General features: G+C 66.6%; 17 protein-coding genes. 4 read left to right on the top strand and 13 right to left on the bottom strand.

The genetic code is table 11. The features are described 5' to 3' along the window. Nucleotides 1-185: 185 nt before the first annotated feature. The 3 genes from VFW69_RS06515 to VFW69_RS06505 all read right to left on the bottom strand — a co-directional run bounded on the left by VFW69_RS06515 (nucleotide 186) and on the right by VFW69_RS06505 (nucleotide 3,634). Nucleotides 186-1,217 carry a patatin-like phospholipase family protein gene (locus VFW69_RS06515; protein ID WP_526499342.1) on the bottom strand — a complete coding sequence of 344 codons (1,032 nt, stop codon included), beginning with the start codon at nucleotides 1,215-1,217 and terminating at the stop codon, nucleotides 186-188. A gap of 757 nt (nucleotides 1,218-1,974) precedes the next feature. Further along, complete coding sequence (locus tag VFW69_RS06510) at nucleotides 1,975-2,745, bottom strand: SDR family NAD(P)-dependent oxidoreductase (protein ID WP_526499340.1); 771 nt, start codon at nucleotides 2,743-2,745, stop codon at nucleotides 1,975-1,977. A 58-nt stretch (nucleotides 2,746-2,803) separates the two neighbouring features. Continuing rightward, a complete protein-coding gene (locus VFW69_RS06505; protein WP_526499338.1) occupies nucleotides 2,804-3,634 on the bottom strand; it encodes an alpha/beta fold hydrolase in 831 nt (276 codons plus the stop codon). Nucleotides 3,635-3,701: 67 nt separating this feature from the next. On the opposite strand from VFW69_RS06505, the gene VFW69_RS06500 reads away from it, so the two are divergent. Continuing rightward, the gene (locus tag VFW69_RS06500) at nucleotides 3,702-4,310 is read left to right on the top strand and encodes a TetR/AcrR family transcriptional regulator (protein WP_526499336.1); all 609 of its coding nucleotides are present in this window, start codon (nucleotides 3,702-3,704) and stop codon (nucleotides 4,308-4,310) included. 197 nt (nucleotides 4,311-4,507) lie between these two features. Continuing rightward, nucleotides 4,508-7,615, top strand: coding sequence for an ATP-binding protein (locus VFW69_RS06495; protein WP_526499334.1), 3,108 nt, complete (start codon nucleotides 4,508-4,510; stop codon nucleotides 7,613-7,615). Between the two features lie 35 nt (nucleotides 7,616-7,650). Here VFW69_RS06495 and VFW69_RS06490 read toward each other — a convergent pair whose 3' ends face one another. From VFW69_RS06490 to VFW69_RS06450, 9 genes are all read right to left on the bottom strand, one after another. Then, on the bottom strand, nucleotides 7,651-8,286 hold the full coding sequence (locus VFW69_RS06490; protein ID WP_526499374.1) for a TetR/AcrR family transcriptional regulator: 636 nt from the start codon (nucleotides 8,284-8,286) through the stop codon (nucleotides 7,651-7,653). Between the two features lie 43 nt (nucleotides 8,287-8,329). Further along, nucleotides 8,330-9,619 carry a lipase family protein gene (locus VFW69_RS06485; protein ID WP_526499332.1) on the bottom strand — a complete coding sequence of 430 codons (1,290 nt, stop codon included), beginning with the start codon at nucleotides 9,617-9,619 and terminating at the stop codon, nucleotides 8,330-8,332. A gap of 320 nt (nucleotides 9,620-9,939) precedes the next feature. After that, entirely contained in the window at nucleotides 9,940-11,061 is a 1,122-nt protein-coding gene (locus VFW69_RS06480) for a glycosyltransferase (protein WP_526499330.1), read from the bottom strand. Then, nucleotides 11,058-11,684 (bottom strand): TetR/AcrR family transcriptional regulator, encoded by a 627-nt coding sequence (locus tag VFW69_RS06475; protein WP_526499328.1) that lies wholly within the window; start codon nucleotides 11,682-11,684, stop codon nucleotides 11,058-11,060. The genes VFW69_RS06480 and VFW69_RS06475 overlap by 4 nt, the downstream gene beginning before the upstream one ends. Nucleotides 11,685-11,785: 101 nt before the next feature. Next, nucleotides 11,786-12,595, bottom strand: coding sequence for a polysaccharide deacetylase family protein (locus VFW69_RS06470; RefSeq protein WP_526499326.1), 810 nt, complete (start codon nucleotides 12,593-12,595; stop codon nucleotides 11,786-11,788). 260 nt (nucleotides 12,596-12,855) lie between these two features. Continuing rightward, complete coding sequence (locus VFW69_RS06465) at nucleotides 12,856-14,250, bottom strand: alpha/beta hydrolase (protein WP_526499324.1); 1,395 nt, start codon at nucleotides 14,248-14,250, stop codon at nucleotides 12,856-12,858. Between the two features lie 173 nt (nucleotides 14,251-14,423). Beyond that, complete coding sequence (locus VFW69_RS06460) at nucleotides 14,424-16,730, bottom strand: heavy metal translocating P-type ATPase (RefSeq protein ID WP_526499322.1); 2,307 nt, start codon at nucleotides 16,728-16,730, stop codon at nucleotides 14,424-14,426. After that, nucleotides 16,727-16,939, bottom strand: coding sequence for a heavy-metal-associated domain-containing protein (locus tag VFW69_RS06455; protein ID WP_526499320.1), 213 nt, complete (start codon nucleotides 16,937-16,939; stop codon nucleotides 16,727-16,729). Before VFW69_RS06455 ends, VFW69_RS06460 begins: the two co-directional genes overlap by 4 nt. 131 nt (nucleotides 16,940-17,070) lie before the next feature. Next, the gene (locus VFW69_RS06450) at nucleotides 17,071-17,892 is read right to left on the bottom strand and encodes a mycofactocin-coupled SDR family oxidoreductase (RefSeq protein ID WP_526499318.1); all 822 of its coding nucleotides are present in this window, start codon (nucleotides 17,890-17,892) and stop codon (nucleotides 17,071-17,073) included. A 211-nt stretch (nucleotides 17,893-18,103) separates the two neighbouring features. On the opposite strand from VFW69_RS06450, the gene VFW69_RS06445 reads away from it, so the two are divergent. Further along, the gene (locus tag VFW69_RS06445; protein WP_526499316.1) at nucleotides 18,104-18,574 is read left to right on the top strand and encodes an SRPBCC family protein; all 471 of its coding nucleotides are present in this window, start codon (nucleotides 18,104-18,106) and stop codon (nucleotides 18,572-18,574) included. Here VFW69_RS06445 and VFW69_RS06440 read toward each other — a convergent pair whose 3' ends face one another. Beyond that, entirely contained in the window at nucleotides 18,575-19,132 is a 558-nt protein-coding gene (locus VFW69_RS06440) for a pyridoxamine 5'-phosphate oxidase family protein (protein WP_526499314.1), read from the bottom strand. Nucleotides 19,133-19,291: 159 nt separating this feature from the next. Here VFW69_RS06440 and VFW69_RS06435 point away from each other — a divergent pair. After that, a partial coding sequence (locus VFW69_RS06435; protein ID WP_526499372.1) for a TetR/AcrR family transcriptional regulator occupies nucleotides 19,292-19,689 on the top strand: 398 nt, incomplete at its 3' end.

Below are 19,689 nucleotides of genomic sequence, written 5' to 3'. Positions count from 1 at the left end.
ATTGTCGGCAGCTATCCCGCCGCGACGCGTGAACTAAGTGGCTTCGCAACCCCGATGGACGCGACCTTCGTGATCGTTGGCCGTGCACCATCTGCACGAAGGCAACGTGAGGTATGTTGCGCCACCGGCCATCCGAGGTTTGAGCAGGTGCCGGCATTGCTTACCGAGTCGATTGGTTTCGGGCGTCACCGCCAGATTTCGGCGAGCATCCCCGCGATAGCTCGGCCTTGGTCGTAGCCACCTCGCGCGGCCTGCAGACGCGTTGATGGATCCAACGCATTGGCGTCGAACACATCACCCGCGCCGCCATCCGGAAAGACGGTCTCGACCGTGCTGCCCCCTGCGCGCAGTTCGTCGACTTGGGTTGCGAGATTCATGCCCCACTCCGGCGGCATCCGAGACCTGCCGCCGAACGGTGACAGCACCACCACCCGCCCGTATCCAGCCGCCAGGTCGGCGTTCTCATTGCGCCGATAGCCGCCGTTGATGTATCGGTTTTCGCCGATGCGGTAGGGAGGGAAACGACCGAAGCCGTTGCTAGTGCTGGCGGCGACCGCGTCCACCAGATCGATTCCGCTGTGGCGGTGGAACACGACAGGTTCACCGGTATGCGCATCGACAGCCGCGATAAGCACGCGCTGTTGCGGCCAGTGCTGGCCGGGAAGCCGAGCCGCGACGATGTCGCGCCAGCGCGTCTGGCTAGAGCCGCCGGAAGCATCCATTTCGAGCGCCGCGTCGCCCATCCTGCGGCGCATGTCGGATGCATCCTCAGCAGCGCCGATGATTCCGTTCGACCACTCCAGGTAGGTCGACCCCGAAAAATTCGGACCGCGTCCCCTGCCCGATCCGGCGTCGCCGGCCTTTGGCTGAGGCACCTCGGCGAGGATGGCCGCATACAGTTCGGCCGGCCGTGTCCCGCTGGTGATCTGGGCAGCCACCGTCGATCCTGACGACGTCCCGACAATGAGATTGGCCTCGGTTACATCAACCCCGGCATCGAACAGGCCGGCGATGAGACCGAGCTCCCACGCATTGCCCGCCGCTCCGCCGCCGGCGAGAACCAAGGCTCGCTTGTTTGAGTTGCCCGCCTGTCTGGTGGGGTCGACCCGCTGGTCGGGAATCGGCCAATTCCCGTGCCGTGGCGTCCGCGTCACCGCGTTGCCGTCGGAGTTGGTCGTCGAGGTGATGCGCGGAGTCGAAGACGGTGTTGTGTTCATGGGAGTCGCCTTTCGCGAGTTGCCTGCCGGGCGCTCCCAGTTGCGACTACCTCAGTCGCGCGATCCTGCTCTGCAGGGGAGCACCCACTACGGATACTGCGTTCATGGGTCTCACCTCCTGCCGATGGATCACGATCACGGGAATGATCGCACACCCGTGACGCGGTGCGCTACCGGCATCAAGCCAGTTGCCGTGTTCCAGTCGAACGCGCCGCCGACTGCTCCACCCTCAACCGCGAAGAGCCGTATTTTCTCACGATCGATGGCACCTTCCGCAAGAGAAGCGCAGAGGTCCAGGTCATTTCGGTGTGTCTGGGAAGACCCAAACATGCGACTGTTCGGCGCCGACTGCCGCAGTCTTGCGGCCCGGTTCCGTCGGTCACCACCAGCGCAACTGTTCGTATCACGGCATGCGGTGTTGATGCAGCAGATGCAACTCCGCCCAATTCGTGCGCCACCTCGCGTTGTGGAATCGTCATGCCCATTTCGCCCAGGATTCCCGATCGAGGACCGCGTGTATAGCGGGTTCGTTCACGTCCGCGGGCCATCATTGGTCCCATGCTCTTTGAGTTGCACAGGTCGCTGATCCTGCTCAGGAACCGAGCGCGCGAATATCGGCGTGAGGTCTCACAATCGCGGTCGATGGGCATCTCCGGCCGCCGGCGTCGCGGCGGTCAGCCGGCCGCGTCGGAAGACAACGACGAAAGCTGATGCCGCGCAGTGCGGTTGGTCATCAAGGTCATCGCCCCTCGGGGGCCTATCCGCCGACCATCATCAGGCCGCCGTCCACCGCCAGCAGTTGACCGGTGATGAAGCCCGAGCCGGGGCCGGCCAGGAAAACCAGCATCGGACCGACGTCGCGGGCGGGCTCGCCCAGCGTGCCGCCGAGCGGGATCATCATTTGCATCTGCTGGTCGATCAGGGCCGCGGCGTCAGGACCGAGGAAATCGCGCAACCGGTCGGCACCCGCCGTCTGCACCGCGGGTGCAAGGGCGTTGACGGTGATGTTGTTGGCGGCCCAGGCTTTGGCGGCCGACCGCGTCCACGCCTGCACCGCGCCCTTGGTCGCGGCGTAGACGGCCGAGATCGGGCTGCCCATCACGGCTTCCGAGGACCCGAAGTTGATGATGCGACCGCCCTTGGGTTCTTGGTCTTTCATCACCGCATAGGCAGCCTGGTTGGTGAGGATGGTCGACTTGACGTTCGTGTCCAACAGAAACGAGATGTCGTCGGCGCCGATGTAGCCGGGAATCCCCGCCTGCCACAACCCCGCGGCGTTCACCAGCACATCGAGTCCACCGAGACGCCGCGCCGCTTCACGAACCATCGCCGAGACGGCCTCGGCCTCGCGCACGTCGCACTGCAACCACTCGGCCGCGAGGCCGTCCGGCGGTGGTGTCTGGTGATGAGTCGCCGCGACCTTGGCTCCCGCCGCCGTGAGGACTTCGACGGCGGCCGCGCCGATACCGGTAGCGCCGCCGGTGACCAGGATCCGCCTGCCGACCAGGGAAGACGTCGAATCTGACATGACCAAGACGCTACCGCGAGCGGCGGGATGCGCCGCGGTGGCGTCTAAGGCCGGTCGGTCAGGTGCGCACCGCGATCGTCGAGAGCAGATCGGCGAGCCGGTCGGGCTGATCGACCATCGAAAAGGTCCTGGCCCCCGCGATGACTTCGAGGCGGGCGTTGGGAATGGTCGCGGCCAGCCGCGCCCCGTCTTCCTGCTCGAAGAACACGTCGTCGGCCGACCAGGCGATGAGCGTCGGCTTGTCGAAGTCGTACAGCCGGGCCGCCACCGTCGTTGTCACCTCGGTGCGCATCGAAAGCGTGAACTGCCGCAGATCTTCGGCGACCGCGGGTAGCGATAACGCCGGACGCACCCAGACCGAGGTGAGGTCATCGATGTTGCTATGTGCCAGGCCGTTAAACGCGCGTGCGCGCACGGCCGGTGCGCGGACCGCCTGAATCGCGGTGCGGAACAACGTCTTCGACTTTGCGGCCAGGAGCAGCGGGCGCAGGATCGGCGGCGGGAAGTGTTCGAACGCATCGCAACTCGTGAGCACCAACGCACCCAGCCGCTCGCGATGGTGCACGGCCACCAGCTGGGTGACGACGCCGCCGGTGTCGTTGCCGACCAGCACCACGTCCTGCAGGTCGAGCGCGGCGAGCACCTCGGCGACCATGCCGGCGACACCGGTGATGGTCTGGTCGGCGCCGCGGCGCAGCGGCTCCGGATGCGCGCCCAAGGGCCAGGTCGGGGCGATGCAGCGCAGACCGCGAGCGGCCAGACGCTCACTGACCTGGCGCCACAATTGGCCGCCCATCATGTACCCGTGCACGAAGACCACCGGCCTGCCGTCCTCGGGTCCGGTTGCTTCGTAATGGATGGTTCCAGCACTAATGTCGATCGTCGACATAGCAAACTCCTACTTCAGAGATACACTTACAAACAGGCTGTCTGTTCGTAAATTACCAACAGGTTGTATGGAAATCAAGAGACGGACCCAGGAAGAGCGCTCCGCGGCGACCCGCGATGCGTTGATTGCGGCTGCCCGCACGCTGTGGGGGCAGCGGGGCTACGCCGAAGTGGGAACGCCGGAAATCGCCACCGTCGCTGGGGTGACCCGGGGGGCGATGTACCACCAATTCGCCGACAAGGCAGCGCTATTGCGCGAGGTCGTCGAGGTCGTCGAGCAGGACGTCATGGCGCGGATGGCGGTCATGGTGGCCGAGTCCGGAGCCAGCACACCGACGGAAGCGGTCCGGGCCGCGGTCGACGCGTGGCTCGACGTCTCCGGCGATCCCGAAGTGCGCCAGCTGATCCTGCTGGACGCACCGAGCGTGCTCGGCTGGGCCGAATTCCGCGATGTCGCGCAGCGGTACAGCCTGGGCATGACCGAGCAGATGCTCACCGAGGCGATCCGGGCCGGCCAACTGGCCGAGCAGCCGGTGCGGCCGTTGGCGCACGTGCTGATCGGCGCACTCGACGAGGCGGCCATGGTCATCGCGACCGCCGACGACCCGCAACGGACCCGCCGGGAAACCGGACAGGTGCTGCACCGGCTCATCGACGCGATGTTCGACGCGCGGTGACGGCCACCAGTTTGCTGGGCATCTGAAAATCAGGCTGCCTATGCGTCGATGGTGAGACGATATTCCACGTGACGGACGGCCGGGGCATGCCGGCGGAGAGCGAAAGTACCCATAGCGAGCTTGGCGCATCAATCGACGAGCTGGTCGATCGCGCCGTGTCTGCAATCAATCGTGGTGACCCTAGGACGGCGACGGCCTTGGCCGGTCAGGTACTTGCCATCGACCATGCGAATGCCGACGCCGAGGACTTGCTGTCGGCCGCGCCCGGCGTGGGCGGGGAGATCCGGCGGCTCACGATTCTGTTCGCCGACGTGGTCGATTCAACCGTGTTGTCGACCCGCGTGGAGCCGGAGATTTATCGGTTGGTGGTTGGAGGCTACCGGGATATCGTTTCGCGCACGGTGGACAGCTATGAGGGTCACATCGGCTCCACCAAGGGGGACGGATTGCTGGCGGTGTTCGGTCACCCGGCTGCACATGAGAACGACGTCAAACGGGCGGTGCACGCGGCACTGGACATTGCCCGCGGGGTAGCAAGGCTCAGCGAGCAGACCCACCGCCGGTTCGGGATCGACGTCGCCGTGCGCGTCGGGGTGCACCGCGGGCTGGTGTACCTGGACACCGCACAGGACGATGTGTATGGGTTGGCGGCGAACTTGGCCGCCCGCCTCTCGGGACTGGCAGCACCGAACTCTGTGGTGGTTTCCAATCCGGTTGCGGCATTGGTGCGCAACGACTTCGAACTCGAAGAGCAAGCCGCCGCCCCGGTCAAGGGTGTGGCCGGGTTGATCGCTCACCACCGCGTCGACAGCGAACGCGTTGAGCGACCGGCGCGCGTCAATGGACCTCTGGTGGGCCGCCATCGCGAGCTGGCGCAGCTGAACACACACTGGCAGCGGGCACGAGCCGGCGCGCTCAAAAGTCCCGGGCTGTTGTTCTGCGGCGAACCGGGCGTCGGCAAGAGCCGGCTAGTGGCCGAAGCCACCGAGCTGGTCAAGCCGTCGGGCGCGGTAGTTCTGGAGCTGGCCGGGTCTCCCTTCCACACCCACGTGGGCTTGCACCCGATCCGCGTCCTGCTGGAGCGCCGGTGCGGCATAACTCGCGTAACCGATCCGGTGGAGCGGCTGCGTCTGCTCCGAACCGAAATAGTTGCGCGCGGGCTAGACCCGGATACCGCGGTGCCGGCACTCGCACCGGTCCTGGGAGTCGGACAAGAATACGGCTACGAGCCGGTCGAAGCTGAGGGCCGCAGGTTGGAGCAGTTGATCGCCGCGACGGTGCGCTCCTACCTCACGGGTTGCCTGGGCGAAGCGCCGGCGCTGCTCGTCGCCGAGGACCTGCAGTGGTTCGATCCCCCGACGCTGGAAGTGGTCGAGGCGATGCTGAACGCTGGCAGCGGACAGCTGCTTGTCGTGGTGACCAGTCGCGACGAAAAGTCGCTGCCCAACCATTGGCAGGTAGAGCAATTCAACTTGACGCCATTGACGGACGAAGAGGCCGATGAGCTCATCGTCGCGCTAGACCCGACTGCAAGCGCCGAAGAGCGCGCGGAGGTGCGACGCCGTTGTGACGGGGTGCCCTTCTACATCGAGCAGGTCGTGGCGGGGCTGCATATGGCGCCATCGGACGGCACCCACGTGCCTGACGCGCTGTACGAACCGCTGTTCGCACAGCTGCGCGGCGGCAACAACGTGGTGCCGGTGGTGGAGGCCGCCGCGGTCATCGGCCGCCACATCGACCGATCGCTGTTGATCACGGTGGTGGATCTCGACGAGCAAAAGGTCGACGAAGTCATCGACCGCCTCACGGACGCGGGCGTGTTCGAACGCACCGGAAACGCCGGCTGCCGTTTCCGCCATGAGCTACTTCGCGAGGTCGCCGACGAACTCGCTCCCCCGAGCGTGCGGCGCAAATTGCACGCGAAGGTCGCCGACGCCTTGGTCAACACCATGACTGGTGACCCCGACTGGCCACTGGTTGCCTCTCATTACGAGCAGGGCGCCCGGCACGCCGATGCCGCGTCGGCATACCAACGGGCGACGGCCGCGGCACGCCGCCGCGGCGCCCTCGCCGAAGCCCGCACCTACCTGACGCTCGCCCTCACTCAAGTTGAGCAATGCCCGCCCGGCCCGGACCGCGATCACCGCGAGATCGCCCCGCGGCTGGAACGCGGCTACCTCACTGCCACCGCTGAAGGGGCCCAAAGCCCGGTTGCCGCTTCAGATTTCGAGCGGTGCTTGCAGCTTGCGGGTACTGATCTGCGCGACGACGAGCTATTTGCGACGCTGCCCGCCGTGGGCGCCTACTACCTTTGGCGTTCGGACCTGCGCCGGGTTGATTCGCTGTTACAGGTCGCACAGGCGGCCACCGAGCACGGGCGAGAATGGTTCCGGCCCGCCCTAGCCGGCTCGGCGGGCGTCGTGGCCTGGCTGCGCGGTGAATTCGATACCGCGAGGACATATTTCGAGCAGGCGACGGGTTTAGCTGAGGAATACGAGGAGCGGATCCAGGCCATCTGGTTCGTCCCACACGACCCGGTGGCCTCGGCACACGAACACCTGGCCTGGCTACGCCTGGTGCAAGGGGATCTCGGCGGTGCCGAGGTGCAACTCAAGAGCGCCGTCGTCCGCGCGAGCCAGCTCGGTTATCCACAAAAGCCCTACAACCATCTCTATGCCATCGACATGGATATCTGGGTATGCGCGGAGACCTCTCAGTACGATCGCGCTCGCGAACTGGTCCGCGAAATAGCGGACACCTCCGACCGATACGGGCTCGACTATCTGTATTGGCAGCTGCTTGGCGCGACCGAAAAAGCGATGGTCGACGGGCAGGCCGCTATCGCTGCGCGCAATCCCGACCCCACCTCGCTGGCACCCCACATCGAGGCGATGACGCAGGTGATCGAGGTCTGGCAGGCGCTGGGAGCCAGCACGTATAGGCCCTTCTATTGGTGCATTCTGGGACGGCTGTTGATCGCCGGCGAGCAGGTAGACCAGGCGCGTGCCCGTCTCGATACGGCGCTGCAATTCGCAGCTGACACCGGCGTGCGTTTCTACGACGCCGAACTGCTGCGAGCCCGGGCGCAGACCCACACGGAGTCGAACGCGCGCGGCGACGACCTCGCCGCCGCCCGCGAGGTCGCCCGCCGCCAAGGTGCGCGCCTCTTTGAACTCCGCGCGAGCCTTGACGATTTCGACCTGCGCGGGGAGCCGGCGCGAAAGCATCTTGTCGATGCCGTCGAGAAGATCCCGAAAGACAGTCGGCTTCCCGAGCTTGCACGGGCGCGTGCAGCCCTGCGATAGCCCTAGGCGGAAACGCGAGCCCCACAATCGGTCCGTCACTCCCGGCGAACATGAGCGACGCCGGCGATGACGCCCTGGATCAGCCGGTCCAGGTGCTCGGGATCGGAGACGACCGGCTGGCCGGCGACGAAGGTCAGCATGATTCCGTTGATGAACGCCAGCGTGGCGATCGCCTGGTCGTCGACCAATGCCGGATCCGGCGCGCTGTCGGCGGGATGCCATTGGGTGACGACGTTGCGCGCCAGCGCGTAGAGCCGGTCCGCGGATTCGTTGAGGGCCGCGGCCAGTTCCGGGTCCCGGCCGGCGAGCAGCGCAAGCTCGTAGCGCGCCTTGGCGCGGGTCAACCAGGGTTCGCTGTTGACGTACATGACGATGCGGGCCAAGCCCGCGGTGCCGGTGAACTGTGTCCCGGGATCCTCGGCGAGTTCGGCCATCATCGAGAAGTCGGCGACGTCGAGTTCGGCCAGACGCGTCGCCATGGCGTGCATCAGCGCCTTGCGGGTCCGGAAGTAGAACGACGTGGTGCCGGCCGGCACGCCGGCGTGGTCGTCGACTTTCGGGTGACTGACGCCGTGCACCCCGTTGGCGCCCAACAGCTCGATCGCGGCGTCGGCGAGCTGGCGGCGCCGCTCCGGCGCGTTGTGCTTTCTACGTGCAGCGATACACCCCAGTTTATCCGGCGGCCGCGACGGCGGCCCGGATCACGGGAATCCGTTAGAACTGGCCGCAGTTCGGTGCGGTGGGCTCGCCGTTGAAGCGGGCGGCAATCCATTGCATGGCCGGTTCGCCGTCGACCAGCATCGGCAGCGCGTGGTTGATGATGAGCTTGTTGAGGAAGGGCGGTTCTTCGTTGGTGCGGAATTCCACGTCGGCATTCTGGGCGCACCAGTCGCGGCCGAGCTGGTTGGCCGCCGTCCAGGGCACCAGCGGGTCGTAGCGATTGCTGTCGATCATCACCGGCGCATTGGGTTTGAAGCGCCCGATCCGCTGCGCGTCGAACAGGGTATTGAACGGTTCCTCGTTGACCAATTTGTAGATGTCTTCGGTGAAGTAGGGCTGCAGGTGACGAAACATGAAGTCCAGCAGGGTCTGGCCCACACACTGGCGTGACACCGACTCCAGCATCGCCAGCCCGCGCGGTGTCATCTTGGAGCGAATGGTGTCGGCGAACTCCGGGTAGGCGGCCATCACACTGTTGAGCGCGTACCCGACGACGCCGACCAGGACGCTGCCGTCGGCATAGGGAAACAGCTCCTTGAGGTCGGCCGGCGGTGCCCCGGCGTAGGTGCCCACGATATGAAGGTCGGGGGCATATTGCGAGGCGAGCTCGGCCGCCGACGCGGAAGCGCCACCGCCTTGTGAGTAGCCCCAAAAGGCCACCGGGCCATGGGGATTCAACGATGTGCCGGGCAGCCTCATGGCGGCGCGGGCCGCATCGAGCACGGCCTGGCCCTCGGCCACCCGGCCCACGTAGGTGTGCATCGACGGGGTGCCCAGGCCCTGGTAGTCGGTCATCACGATGGCGAAGCCACGGGCGACCATGGTGGCGACGAACAGCTCCTCGTAGTTGAACATGATGTCCCAGCCACCCGAATAGTGGATGCCCTGGTTGAACATTCGCGACGGGGCGCACTGATTGCCCTGGCCCTGGGTGCCGGGTGCGTAGCTGATCAACGGCCGTGGTCCGCCGCCGGGCCAGTCGTTATAGGGCTCGAAGTAGGTGCCGGTGACCGCGATCGGGTTACCCCGCGTATCGGTGCTGCGGTACATGATCCGGGTGCCGGTGGCCATGATCGCGCCAAGCTGACCGGATGGCTCCAGCACCAGCCGCGACGGCTCGGTACGGATCAGATCGCCCGGTTGGCCGGGCGGCAGCGGATCCGGCGGGGTGTAGAAGTCCGCATACTGCGGTTCGTCCCCGCCGTCGGCTCGCGCGTTTGCGATTCCCACGAGCGCCGAAGCGAATACCAGCAGTGCTGCGAACACTCCCCCGGCCCGACGCATTACGGAACGGTAACAATCAGGGGGCCGCCAGCGGAAGACCAATCTCTAATTTTTTAGAGATTGTGGCTTTTTCTACCGATGTCTCTGGCTGAAGAATTGCCGAATGGTATCCGTGGCGTCCAGCGCCGTCGACGGCGCAGGAATTCCGGCGTTCTGACGCGGTCGCTCTGGAGAAACGGTGGGCCGAAGTGCTGGGCGATCGACGGCTGGGGGAGCTGCGCGAGACCCAGACGATTGTTGCTCGCCAGCGACGCCGAGACGACTGGCGGTTGACGTCGGCCGGACACCACCGGGTCCGGGCGTTTCGAAGACTTACGTTCTCAATGTCCTTGCCGGATCGCCTGAGCCGCAGACGTCTTCGTGAACTCGCTGATCGCGGCGGCCGCGACTTCCGCGCCGTCGATTCGGCGGATCTGGTCACCGAAGATCCCAGCCGCTTCCCGGTAGGTCGGGTCCTGCAGCACCGCGCTGATCGCTGCGCGGATACGCCGAACGCCTACGTGTTTACGCAATAGGATGCCCGCGCCGAGGTTTTGGATGGCAGCGCCAACGCGCCGTTGGTCGATCAGCGTGTTGGCGGGCATGATCACCTGGGGCACACCAAAAGACAGCGCCCGCATCGCCGTGCTGTGCCCACCGTGGCCGACGACCAGGGAGGCGGTTGCCAGAACCTCGTCATGGTCGAGCCAGGCGTGCAGCGACGAGTTCGCCGGCACGCGTAGCCCGGATGAATCGATGGCCGGTCCGATCGTTACCGTCGCACGCACGGGCAGGGGCTCGATGGCGTCGAGGATCCTTTGTAGCATGCGCCGCTGACCCGCGTAGGCGACGGTGCTCAGGCTGACGAGAATCCGGGGCACCGGCAGCGGGGATGCCGCAGACGGAATGCCTTGCCAGACAACGCCGACATGTCGGACTTCAGGGGTGCCGCGCATCGGGTCGAGTTCGGCGCGGGCGCTGACGATTTGCAGTGCCCCGGTTCGTTCTAGGCGGTCGGGCGGCGTGCCTTTGAGGCGCATCAGCCACCCGATCGGACCGGCGGCGAGGTCTTGGATGGTCCGATGGAAGCAGTGCCCGAAGACGACTGTCGGGATGCCCTGCGCCGCAACCTCGTAGATGGCCGCGGTCAGTAGCACGTCGACTACCACCACATCGGTGTGGTGGCGGTGTGCGGCTCGCACCGCTTCGCGGCCCAGCCGGCGGTCCATTGCGACCCGGACCATGCTGGCCATCATGCGAAGCAGCGGTTGCTGCGCGGTCGGGTCGAAATCGGTTCCGGACGTGAATGTCTCGAACGGGAACCCGTCGGACTCCACGCGCTGGCGGACACCGCGGTGACCGAGGAAACGAACCTCTGCGCCGCGGGCGCGCAGTGACCGGGCGACTGCCAGCTGCGGCGGAATGTTGCCGCCACCATCGAACACAACGAACAGAATCTTCATAGCGCCGCCCGCGCGTCAGCTCCCTGCGATACCGCGAGTACGCCGTCGATCATCAGCATCATGCGGTCGCGGACCTCGGCGACGGTCAAACCTCGGTCGCGGCGCAGCAGCTTCCAGCTGTATACGTCGGTGGCCACGACGAGCGCATCGATGATCCGATCCCGTTCAGTCGGTTCGAAGGGCAACTCGGTGACGAACACGTCCTCCACCCATCTGCGGTGCAGAGTTCGCCCGCCCTCGCACATCAGTCGCGCTCGCGGATCGTCATCCTCCTCGGCGAGCAGGCCGAGCATCATGTCCCCGCGGCCCTCGTAGTGCTCGATGAGTACCGTCATCGCCGCTTCGGCGTCGCCGGGTGGCGGGACCCGTTCGGCCAGCACCGCTTGGCGGACCGTTAGATATGCCGCCTCGATAAGCGATTCGCGGCTGCCGAAATGGCGAAGCACCGTCTTCACGGTGACGCCGGCACGCTCGGCTACCGCTCCCAGCGTGATACCCAGAGAGCGTTCCGCCGTGACCGCATCGATGGCCGCCTCCACGATGGCGTTGCGCGTGGCCGTCGTTGACTCCCTGCGAGCCTGCATGTCGTAGCGCCGACTTTTCGTGTCCATGATGATGTACATGAAATCACCATTTGATGTCCCTGGCAATAGACATCAATTCGCGGGAGCGATGCGGACCGCGGGAGCCGAATTCAGCGATGCGATGTGCGCCGCTGCCGCCCCTACGGGGTCTTCAGGAATACGTCGTTGAGTGTGACGGTGCGAAGGTTCCGATCGCGGATGACGTCGACGAGTTGCGGATAGACATGCGTCACCGGCAGATGATTGAGGTGCCCGATGACGATGGCCTGCGGTGTGAAGTACTGATCGGCCATCTGCACGATGTACTCCTCGGTGATCAACGTCGAATCCGACAGCGAGCCCGACCACAAGGTGGGGACCTGATAACCGAGGTCGGCGGCCACCGCGTCCACGGCGGCGTTGCGCTTCGCGTACGGCGGCCGCCAATACGGCTTCGCGCCGATGCCGTACGTATTCTTCAGGAACGTGTCGTTGCGCGAGAGCTGTTCGGCTACTTGCTCTTTCGACAGTGTGGTCATGTCCGGGTGTGACCAGGTGTGGTTGCCGAGCTGGATCTGCCCGCTGTCCACCAATGGCCGAAGCAGGTCTAAGTTGTCGGTCCACGAGTCGTAGATCCCGTTGACGAAATAGGTCAGCCGGATGCCGGTGTCCTTGGCGAATTGCGTGTAGGCCCGCACCACCTCGCTGTTGACGCCGTCGTCGACGGTAAGCGCGAGCAGGTCGCCCTCGCCGGGGATTTTCATCAGGGCCCCGCCGCCGGGCAGCGGGATGCGGGAGCTGAGCGGAGGGGGCGGCAAAAGGGCCTGCGGGGCGGTCGGGCCGGAGGTCGGTATGTCGGCCGCCGGGGTTTGGGCAAACGTGCGGGGCTGCGGATCGACGATGAGCCGCGCAGCGCCTACGCCGGCGACGACTGACGCGGCGAGCGATCCAAGGAACTGGCGGCGGTTCATGGCTGACAAGCGAGGGCGTCGATCAAATGATCACGCGGTAACAGAAATAGCGAATCCGGCCCGAATATTCGCCCGCTTATTGTGGCGCGCCGCGCAACAAACGGGTCCCCGTAGGAACCGCCGTTGGTGCACAACATCAAGGCCACAGCCGCGAACCGTACCATTCGCCGTGCCCATATGTCGGCTCCGTTACGGGAGGGTCAGCTGTGAATTCTCGCCGACCCCGGTTATCACCGATGAATGCAAGCAGATCACCGAAATCAATGCGGCTCTCCGGCGGCGGTCCGTTGCGGCAGCTGCACCGGCTCGACATTGGGTGTGCCCAGCGTCGAGGCCAGCCAGGGGAGCGCCGTAGCAAACGCCTGAGCGGCGAACGGCCAGTCGTGCTTGCCCGGCTGGGTGACCACAGCGCAGGCGATGCCGTTGGCGGTGCCGACGGCACACAGCGAGTTCGCCGCGACGTCCTGCCCCTCGGGGTTGGCCGCAGGATCGCTGCTGGACGAAATGAGGGCGGGATTGCCTTCCGGCGCGACGTTGTGGGCACCGTCGGATCCGGGCACTTCGAACCATCCCGACAGGCCGTCGTAGTGACCGTGCTTCGTCATCACGGTGACCGGGTCGAAGGCGGCCCAGGCGTCGTGATTGCCGCCGAACAGCCGGGCGACGGTTTGATCCTTGGATCCGCCGTTGGGCCCGCGATCACCCGCGATGTCCACGAACGCGCTGAACAGCTCCGGGTGCATGACGGCGAGATCCACGGCGCAGGTACCGCCCATCGACCATCCGGCGACTCCCCAGTTGGCCCGATCAGCGCTGACGCCGAAGTTCGACACCATAAAGGGCTCTATGTCCTTCGTCAGATGATCGGCGGCGTTGCCGCGGCTGCCGTTGACGCACTCGGTGTCGTTGTCGAAGGAACCGGTGGGATCGACGAACACCAGCACCGGGGAGAACCCGTGGTGTGCGGCAGCGAAGTTGTCGATGGCGGTGAAGGCGCCGCCCGGGCCCAGCCAGTCAGCCGGGGTGTTGAAGGCCGAGCTGACCATCATGACGGCCGGCAACCGAGGTGGCGGGTTGCTGTTGAACCATGCGGGAGGCAGATAGACCAATTCGCGGCGGTGGGCGAAGTGGGAGCGGTTGTCGTCGATGTCCACCGGCACCACCACGCCCTTGGTCGGCCTGGTCCCGGCGATCTGCATCTCGGTGACCCGAAGCCGGTCGATCTGGTCGGGCAGCGGTACGGACGTCAGTTGATTCCATGCGGCGAGTCCCGTGGAAAAGTAGCCCACCCAGCCGTTGAGCGCCATGGCCGCACACAGGACGCACAGCGGCATCGCCAGCACCGCCACCCCGCGCCGCCACCAGCGGATTCCCCGCCAGCCCACCAGGAAGACCGCGGCGGCCAGGCCGCTCATCGCGATCCAGAGCCACAGCGTCGTCGGTGCCGGGTCGCCGGCCACCCCGAGCGAGGTGATGTACCACCGGGCCAGCAGGGTCACCGCGACGGCCGCGATCACCGCCGCCGGCAGCACGCGCTTGAGCCAGCGTCGTGAGCGCCAATGGATCGCGACGATCAGCACGAGCAGGGTCAGGCCCTGCACGGCCGGCGGAAACCAGCCGTGCAACAGGGACAGTTGTCCGAAGAACTGCTCCAACGGTCGTGACCTTTGCTAGATCGATCGCTGCGCGCGGGTGAGGTGAGCATCGAAGGGCCCGTCGGGATCACCGAAGGCGGCGGCCGGACCCACTATCCCATACGATCGCTGCCCGTCACCCGACCGTTTCTGCGTGTGAGCCGACCAGATGTGCGTGGCGCGCGCTCCCCAATTCATGCGTCTGTGATGACGCTGGTGAACGAGCGCAGCCGCAGGCTGTTACCGACGACCAGAAGGCTGGAGGCCGCCATCGCGGCGCCGGCGAACATCGGGTTGAGCATGCCAAGCGCGGCCAGGGGGATCGCGGCGAGGTTGTATCCGAACGCCCACAGCAAGTTGGTCTTGATGGTGGCCAAGGTTCGCCGGGAGAGCCGGATCGCGTCGACAGCGGCGCGTAGGTCACCGCGGATCACCGTGAGGTCGGCGGACTGGATCGCGACGTCAGTGCCCGTGCCCACGGCCAGGCCCAGGTCGGCGGCGGCCAGCGCCGCGGCGTCGTTGACGCCGTCACCGACCATGGCGACCACCTTGCCCTCGGATTGCAGGCGTTTGACGGCGACGACCTTGTCGGCGGGCGTGGCGTCGGCGATGACCTGCGAGATGCCGAGTTCGTCGGCGATATGGGCGGCGACGGTGGTGTTGTCGCCAGTCAGCAGCACCGGCGTCAGGCCCAGCCCGGTGAACTGCCGCACCGCCTCGGCGCTGGACGGTTTGACGGTGTCGGCGACCACCAGGATGCCCCTGGCCAGGCCGTCCCAGCCGACGGCGACCGCGGTCATGCCCTTGCTCTCGGCGCGGGCTTTGGCCGCGGACAGGGTGGCGTCGAGGAGCATTCCCCACTCGGTCAGCAGGCTCTCGCGCCCGACAACGACGCCGCGACCGTCGACCATGCCCCGCGCGCCCCTGCCGTCGACCCCGGTGAAGTCGATGGGTGCCGGGAGCGGGCCGAGTTGAGCTCTGGCGCCGCGCGCGATTGCTCGTGCGACGGGATGCTCGGAGGCGTCTTCCAGGGCGCCTGCGTAGCGCAACAGCGTGGTGCGGTCGGTGTCGGCGCCGGCGATCAGGTCGACCAGTGTCATCTTGCCGGTGGTGACGGTGCCGGTCTTGTCGAGCACGATCGTGTCGACGTTGCGGGTCGACTCGAGCACCTCGGGCCCGTTGATGAGCACGCCGAGCTGAGCGGCGCGGCCGGTGCCGACCAGCAGGGCGGTCGGAGTCGCCAGCCCCAGGGCGCACGGGCAGGCGATGATGAGCACCGCGACGGCGGCCGTCAGGGCGGTCGTGACCGAGAAGCCCGACGCGAGCCAGCCGGCCAGGGTCGCGACCGCCAGTGCCATGACGACGGGGACGAAAACCCCCGAGACGCGGTCGGCGAGGCGCTGTACCCGCGCCTTGCCGGATTGGGCACGCTCGACGAGCCTGGCCATCTGTGCGAGCTGGGTGTCATCGCCGACTCCGGTGGCGCGGACGACGAGCCGCCCGCCGGCGTTGACGGTGGCTCCGGTGACCGCGTCACCCTCGCCGATCTCGACCGGGACGGACTCGCCGGTCAGCATGGAGGCGTCCACGGCCGAGGAACCCGCGACGACGATCCCGTCGGTGGCGATCCGTTCGCCGGGACGCACGACGAACTGGTCGCCGACCGCGAGCCGTTCGATCGGGACGCGGGTCTCGGCGCCGTCGCGCAGCACCGCGACGTCCTTGGCGCCCAGCGTCAGCAGCGTGCGCAGCGCGGCGCCGGCCGTCCGCTTGGACCGCCTTTCGAAGTAGCGCCCGGCGAGGACGAACAGGGTCACGCCCGCGGCGACTTCGAAGTAGACGTGGCACGGGGCGCCGTCGCGCCCGACGGTCAGCTCGAAGTCATGCTGCATGCCCGGTTGGCCCGCCGTCCCGAGAAACAGCGCGTAAAGCGACCACAGGAATGCCGCCAGGGTGCCGAGCGAGACGAGGGTGTCCATAGTGGCCACGCCGTGTTTGAGGTTGGTCCAGGCGGCCGCGTGGAATGGCCGGCCGCACCACACGACCACCGGCGTGGTCAGGACCAGCGAGACCCAGTGCCACCGGGGGAATTGCAGGACGGGGAGCATGGCCATGGCGATGACCGGGCCGGCCAACACGATCGCGGTGACCAGACGCCGGCGCAGCGAGGTCAGCTCGGGATCATCAGGTGTCGCCGAGGCCGCCTGATCCTGGCCGCGCTCCGGGACGCGCGGTGGCACGGCGGCGGCGTAACCGGCCTTCTCGATCTCGCCGATGAGAATCCGCGCGTCGTAACCGGCGGGAGCCGTGACGGCGGCCTTTTCGGTGGCGTAGTTGACAGTCGCTGCGACGCCGTCGAGCTTGTTCAGCTTTCTCTCGATCCGGGCCGCGCAGGAGGCGCAGGTCATCCCGGTGATCTCTAGCTCGATCCGGGGCGCAGTGGTGGACGCGGCGGTACCGGGGAGGGCGCCCCCGTCGATCTGTCGTGGGGGCGTGCTCATGCGACCAAGACGGCCTCATAGCCGGCCTCGTCGACGGCACCGAGGACGGCGTCCGCGTCGATGGGCCGCCCGCCGGTGACGACGAGCCTGCCGGTGGTGGCGCTGACCGTCACGTCGTCGACGCCCGGGATCTGGGCCACCTCGCTGCGGACGGCGGCCTCGCAGTGCCCGCAGCTCATCCCGCTCACCCGATATTCGCTGGTGGGCATGCCGCTCCTTCTCGATCCCCGGCAGGTCTTGACCACACCATTCTGCCTGCCCGGGGGAGCGGCCTATTGCCGCAGGTGCGATCCGCCGCCGATGTACCAGACCACGAAGGTTTTGTCGGCTAGGCGGCGCATCAGACGTAACCGACACCGATGTCGACCGAAACTTGGCTTGCGGTGACCAATCTGGATTGGTCAGAGGCGAGCCACGCCACGGCGTCAGCGATGTCTTCGGGCTGTGCGATGCCTTCGGGCAACAGCGGTTTGTGCATGCCCCGCAGGTGCGGGTAGTCGTCGGCGGCCGCCTGCAGCGCTTCGCGCATCCGGCCGGTCCCCATCGGGGTGGCGACCGCTCCGGGATTGAGGCTGTTGACGCGGATGTTGTACCGGCCGAGTTCGGCGGCGAACGCGCGAGCCATCCCGACGACGGCGTGTTTGCTTGCGGTGTAGTGGATCATGAACGACTGCATGTTGATGCCGGCGGCGGATCCGATCAGGATGATCGAGCCCCCGCGATCGCCGTCGATGATGTGCTGCACGCCGGCCATCACGGTGTTCCAGGTGCCGATGACGTTGGTGTCGATGGTGTCTCGGAACGCCTGCGCGGTGATCTGATTCCAGGGGGAGGGGCTGCATATCCCGGCGTTCGCGACAATGATGTCGAGCCGGCCCAGTTCTGTCACTGCGTTGCCGACGATCGCGGTCAGGGCGTCCAGATCGCGGATGTCGGCGTCGGCGGTGATGACCTTGCGGCCGTTGGCGCTTACCAGTCGTGCGGTCTCGGCGAGGTCATCGGGCGTCGCCGAATCGTAGGGAACGCTGGGCGGTAACGGTCCGGCGATGTCAACCGCAATGATGTCGGCGCCCTCGGCGGCCAGGCGGACCGCGTGTGCCCGGCCCTGCCCACGCGCGGCGCCGGTGATCAGCGCGACCTTTCCCGAGAGTGGCTGGCTCATAAGCGTGGGGTCCTTTCAGCACCGGCATTCTTGTCGCGTGGGTTTCGGCGTTCCAGCATGCCGTCGTCATGTCGTCGCGTTGCGCGAAGAGGTCGCACGGTTGACCCATTCAGGTTGCTGGCCGGAGCGCTTCGTGCCGTCGCCGGTGTGAATCCGAACATTCCGGATACGCGGACACCGATTACGCTACCGGGTAGCGGAAGGAGACATTATGACCGTCACGGTTGTCGATCGAGGACCCCGACAGGTGAGCCGCAGGGTCGAGGTGGCCGCACCGGCCGCGGAGCTGTATGCGATAGTCGCCGATCCACGCCGTCACCACGAACTCGACGGGTCGGGCACGGTGCGCGACAACATCAGCGTCCCACCGCAACTCGTTGAGGGATCGAAGTTTTCGACGCACATGAAGATGTTCGGCCTTCCCTACCGGATCACCAGCACGATCACCGCATTGACGCCGAACGAACTGGTCGAATGGCGCCACCCGTTGGGTCACCGCTGGCGGTGGGAATTCGAGGCGGTCTCTCCGACCCAGACCACGGTCACCGAGACGTTTGACTACCGCGACGCCGGTGCGCTCAAGAACAGGCTGAAGTACTACGAGCGGATGGGTTTCGCGAAGGCCAACGCCTCGGGCATTGACGCGACCCTGAGCAAGCTGCGTGACCGCTACGCGGGGTGATCAGTCCGCCGGATCGGCTGCGTCCCAAGGCATCACGCCGGACACCCAATGGCTGAGTTGCTGGGCCTGGTCGTTGCGGTGCAGATGGCGCGGCGGCGTCGCAAAGGTGGAGTAGGGCCGGCAGCGGATGACCACACGGTTCTCGCGTTCACACATGTCCTGGATGTGCGGCCGGGCCTCGTCGCCGAGTGGTTGGCCCGACATCCGGCCGCCGACGGCCATCATCACGTCGACCGCCAGATCCCGGTCTCGATCGATGGTGGCGTCTGCGTAGACCTGCAGATAGGCGAACGGCCACCGCTCGTCGAGGACGCACAGGCTCACCTGGGGCTCGCGTTCGACGATGCGGGCCTTCCCACGCCCGGCCATGGTGGAGACCAGCAATTCGCCGGAGTCGGTGGGGATGTAGTAGACGATCGACATGGCCGGGCCGTCGTTGCGGCGGCGGTACCCGAACACGCAGGTGCGGTGTGTGCGCACGAATTCGCGCCGTTCGGAGGGAAGCATGTCGCGACCGGTAGGAGCGGTGAAGGGCTCTACCGCCAGGGGGAGGAGCATGGCGAATGTTCCTTGCTGTCAGGGTGGTTGAATCGCAGAGTAATTATGGATACAGTGTGCTCGTAATACCTCGGGGTGTCAAGCAACGGGAGAGCCGCCTTGCGTGACGCGAGCGACACTGGCAGGCCGCGCCGTTCGCGCGGGCGCCCGGCCCTGCCGGTGGACCGCATCCTGGCCGCGGCTGTCGAACTCGTCGACGACCAGGGGCCCGAAGCATTGTCCATGCGGTCGCTGGCGCAGCGCCTGGAGTCGGGTACCGCCACGCTGTACCGCCACTTCTCCAATCGGTCGCAGCTGGTCTCGCTGGTGATCGACCACATACTCGGGGAGATCGACCTCAACGCGGCAGAGCTCGCAGCGTTGTCGTGGCAAGACGCTTGTACCTTCTTCGCGCAGCACATGTTTCACGCGCTGAGCCGGCATGGCAACGTCGCGCCCCTGTTGATCGAATACACCCCGATGGGGCCGAACGTGTTGGCCAATCGCGAGCGCTGCCTGGCCGTCCTGCTGGACAACGGCTTTCCACCGGCGATCGCGGCCCACGCGTACGCGACGCT

Source organism: Mycobacterium sp. (assembly GCF_036273375.1).
Lineage (GTDB): Bacteria > Actinomycetota > Actinomycetes > Mycobacteriales > Mycobacteriaceae > Mycobacterium.
Note: the sequence above shows the minus strand (reverse complement) of the source record. Positions and strands in the feature narration are given on the sequence as shown.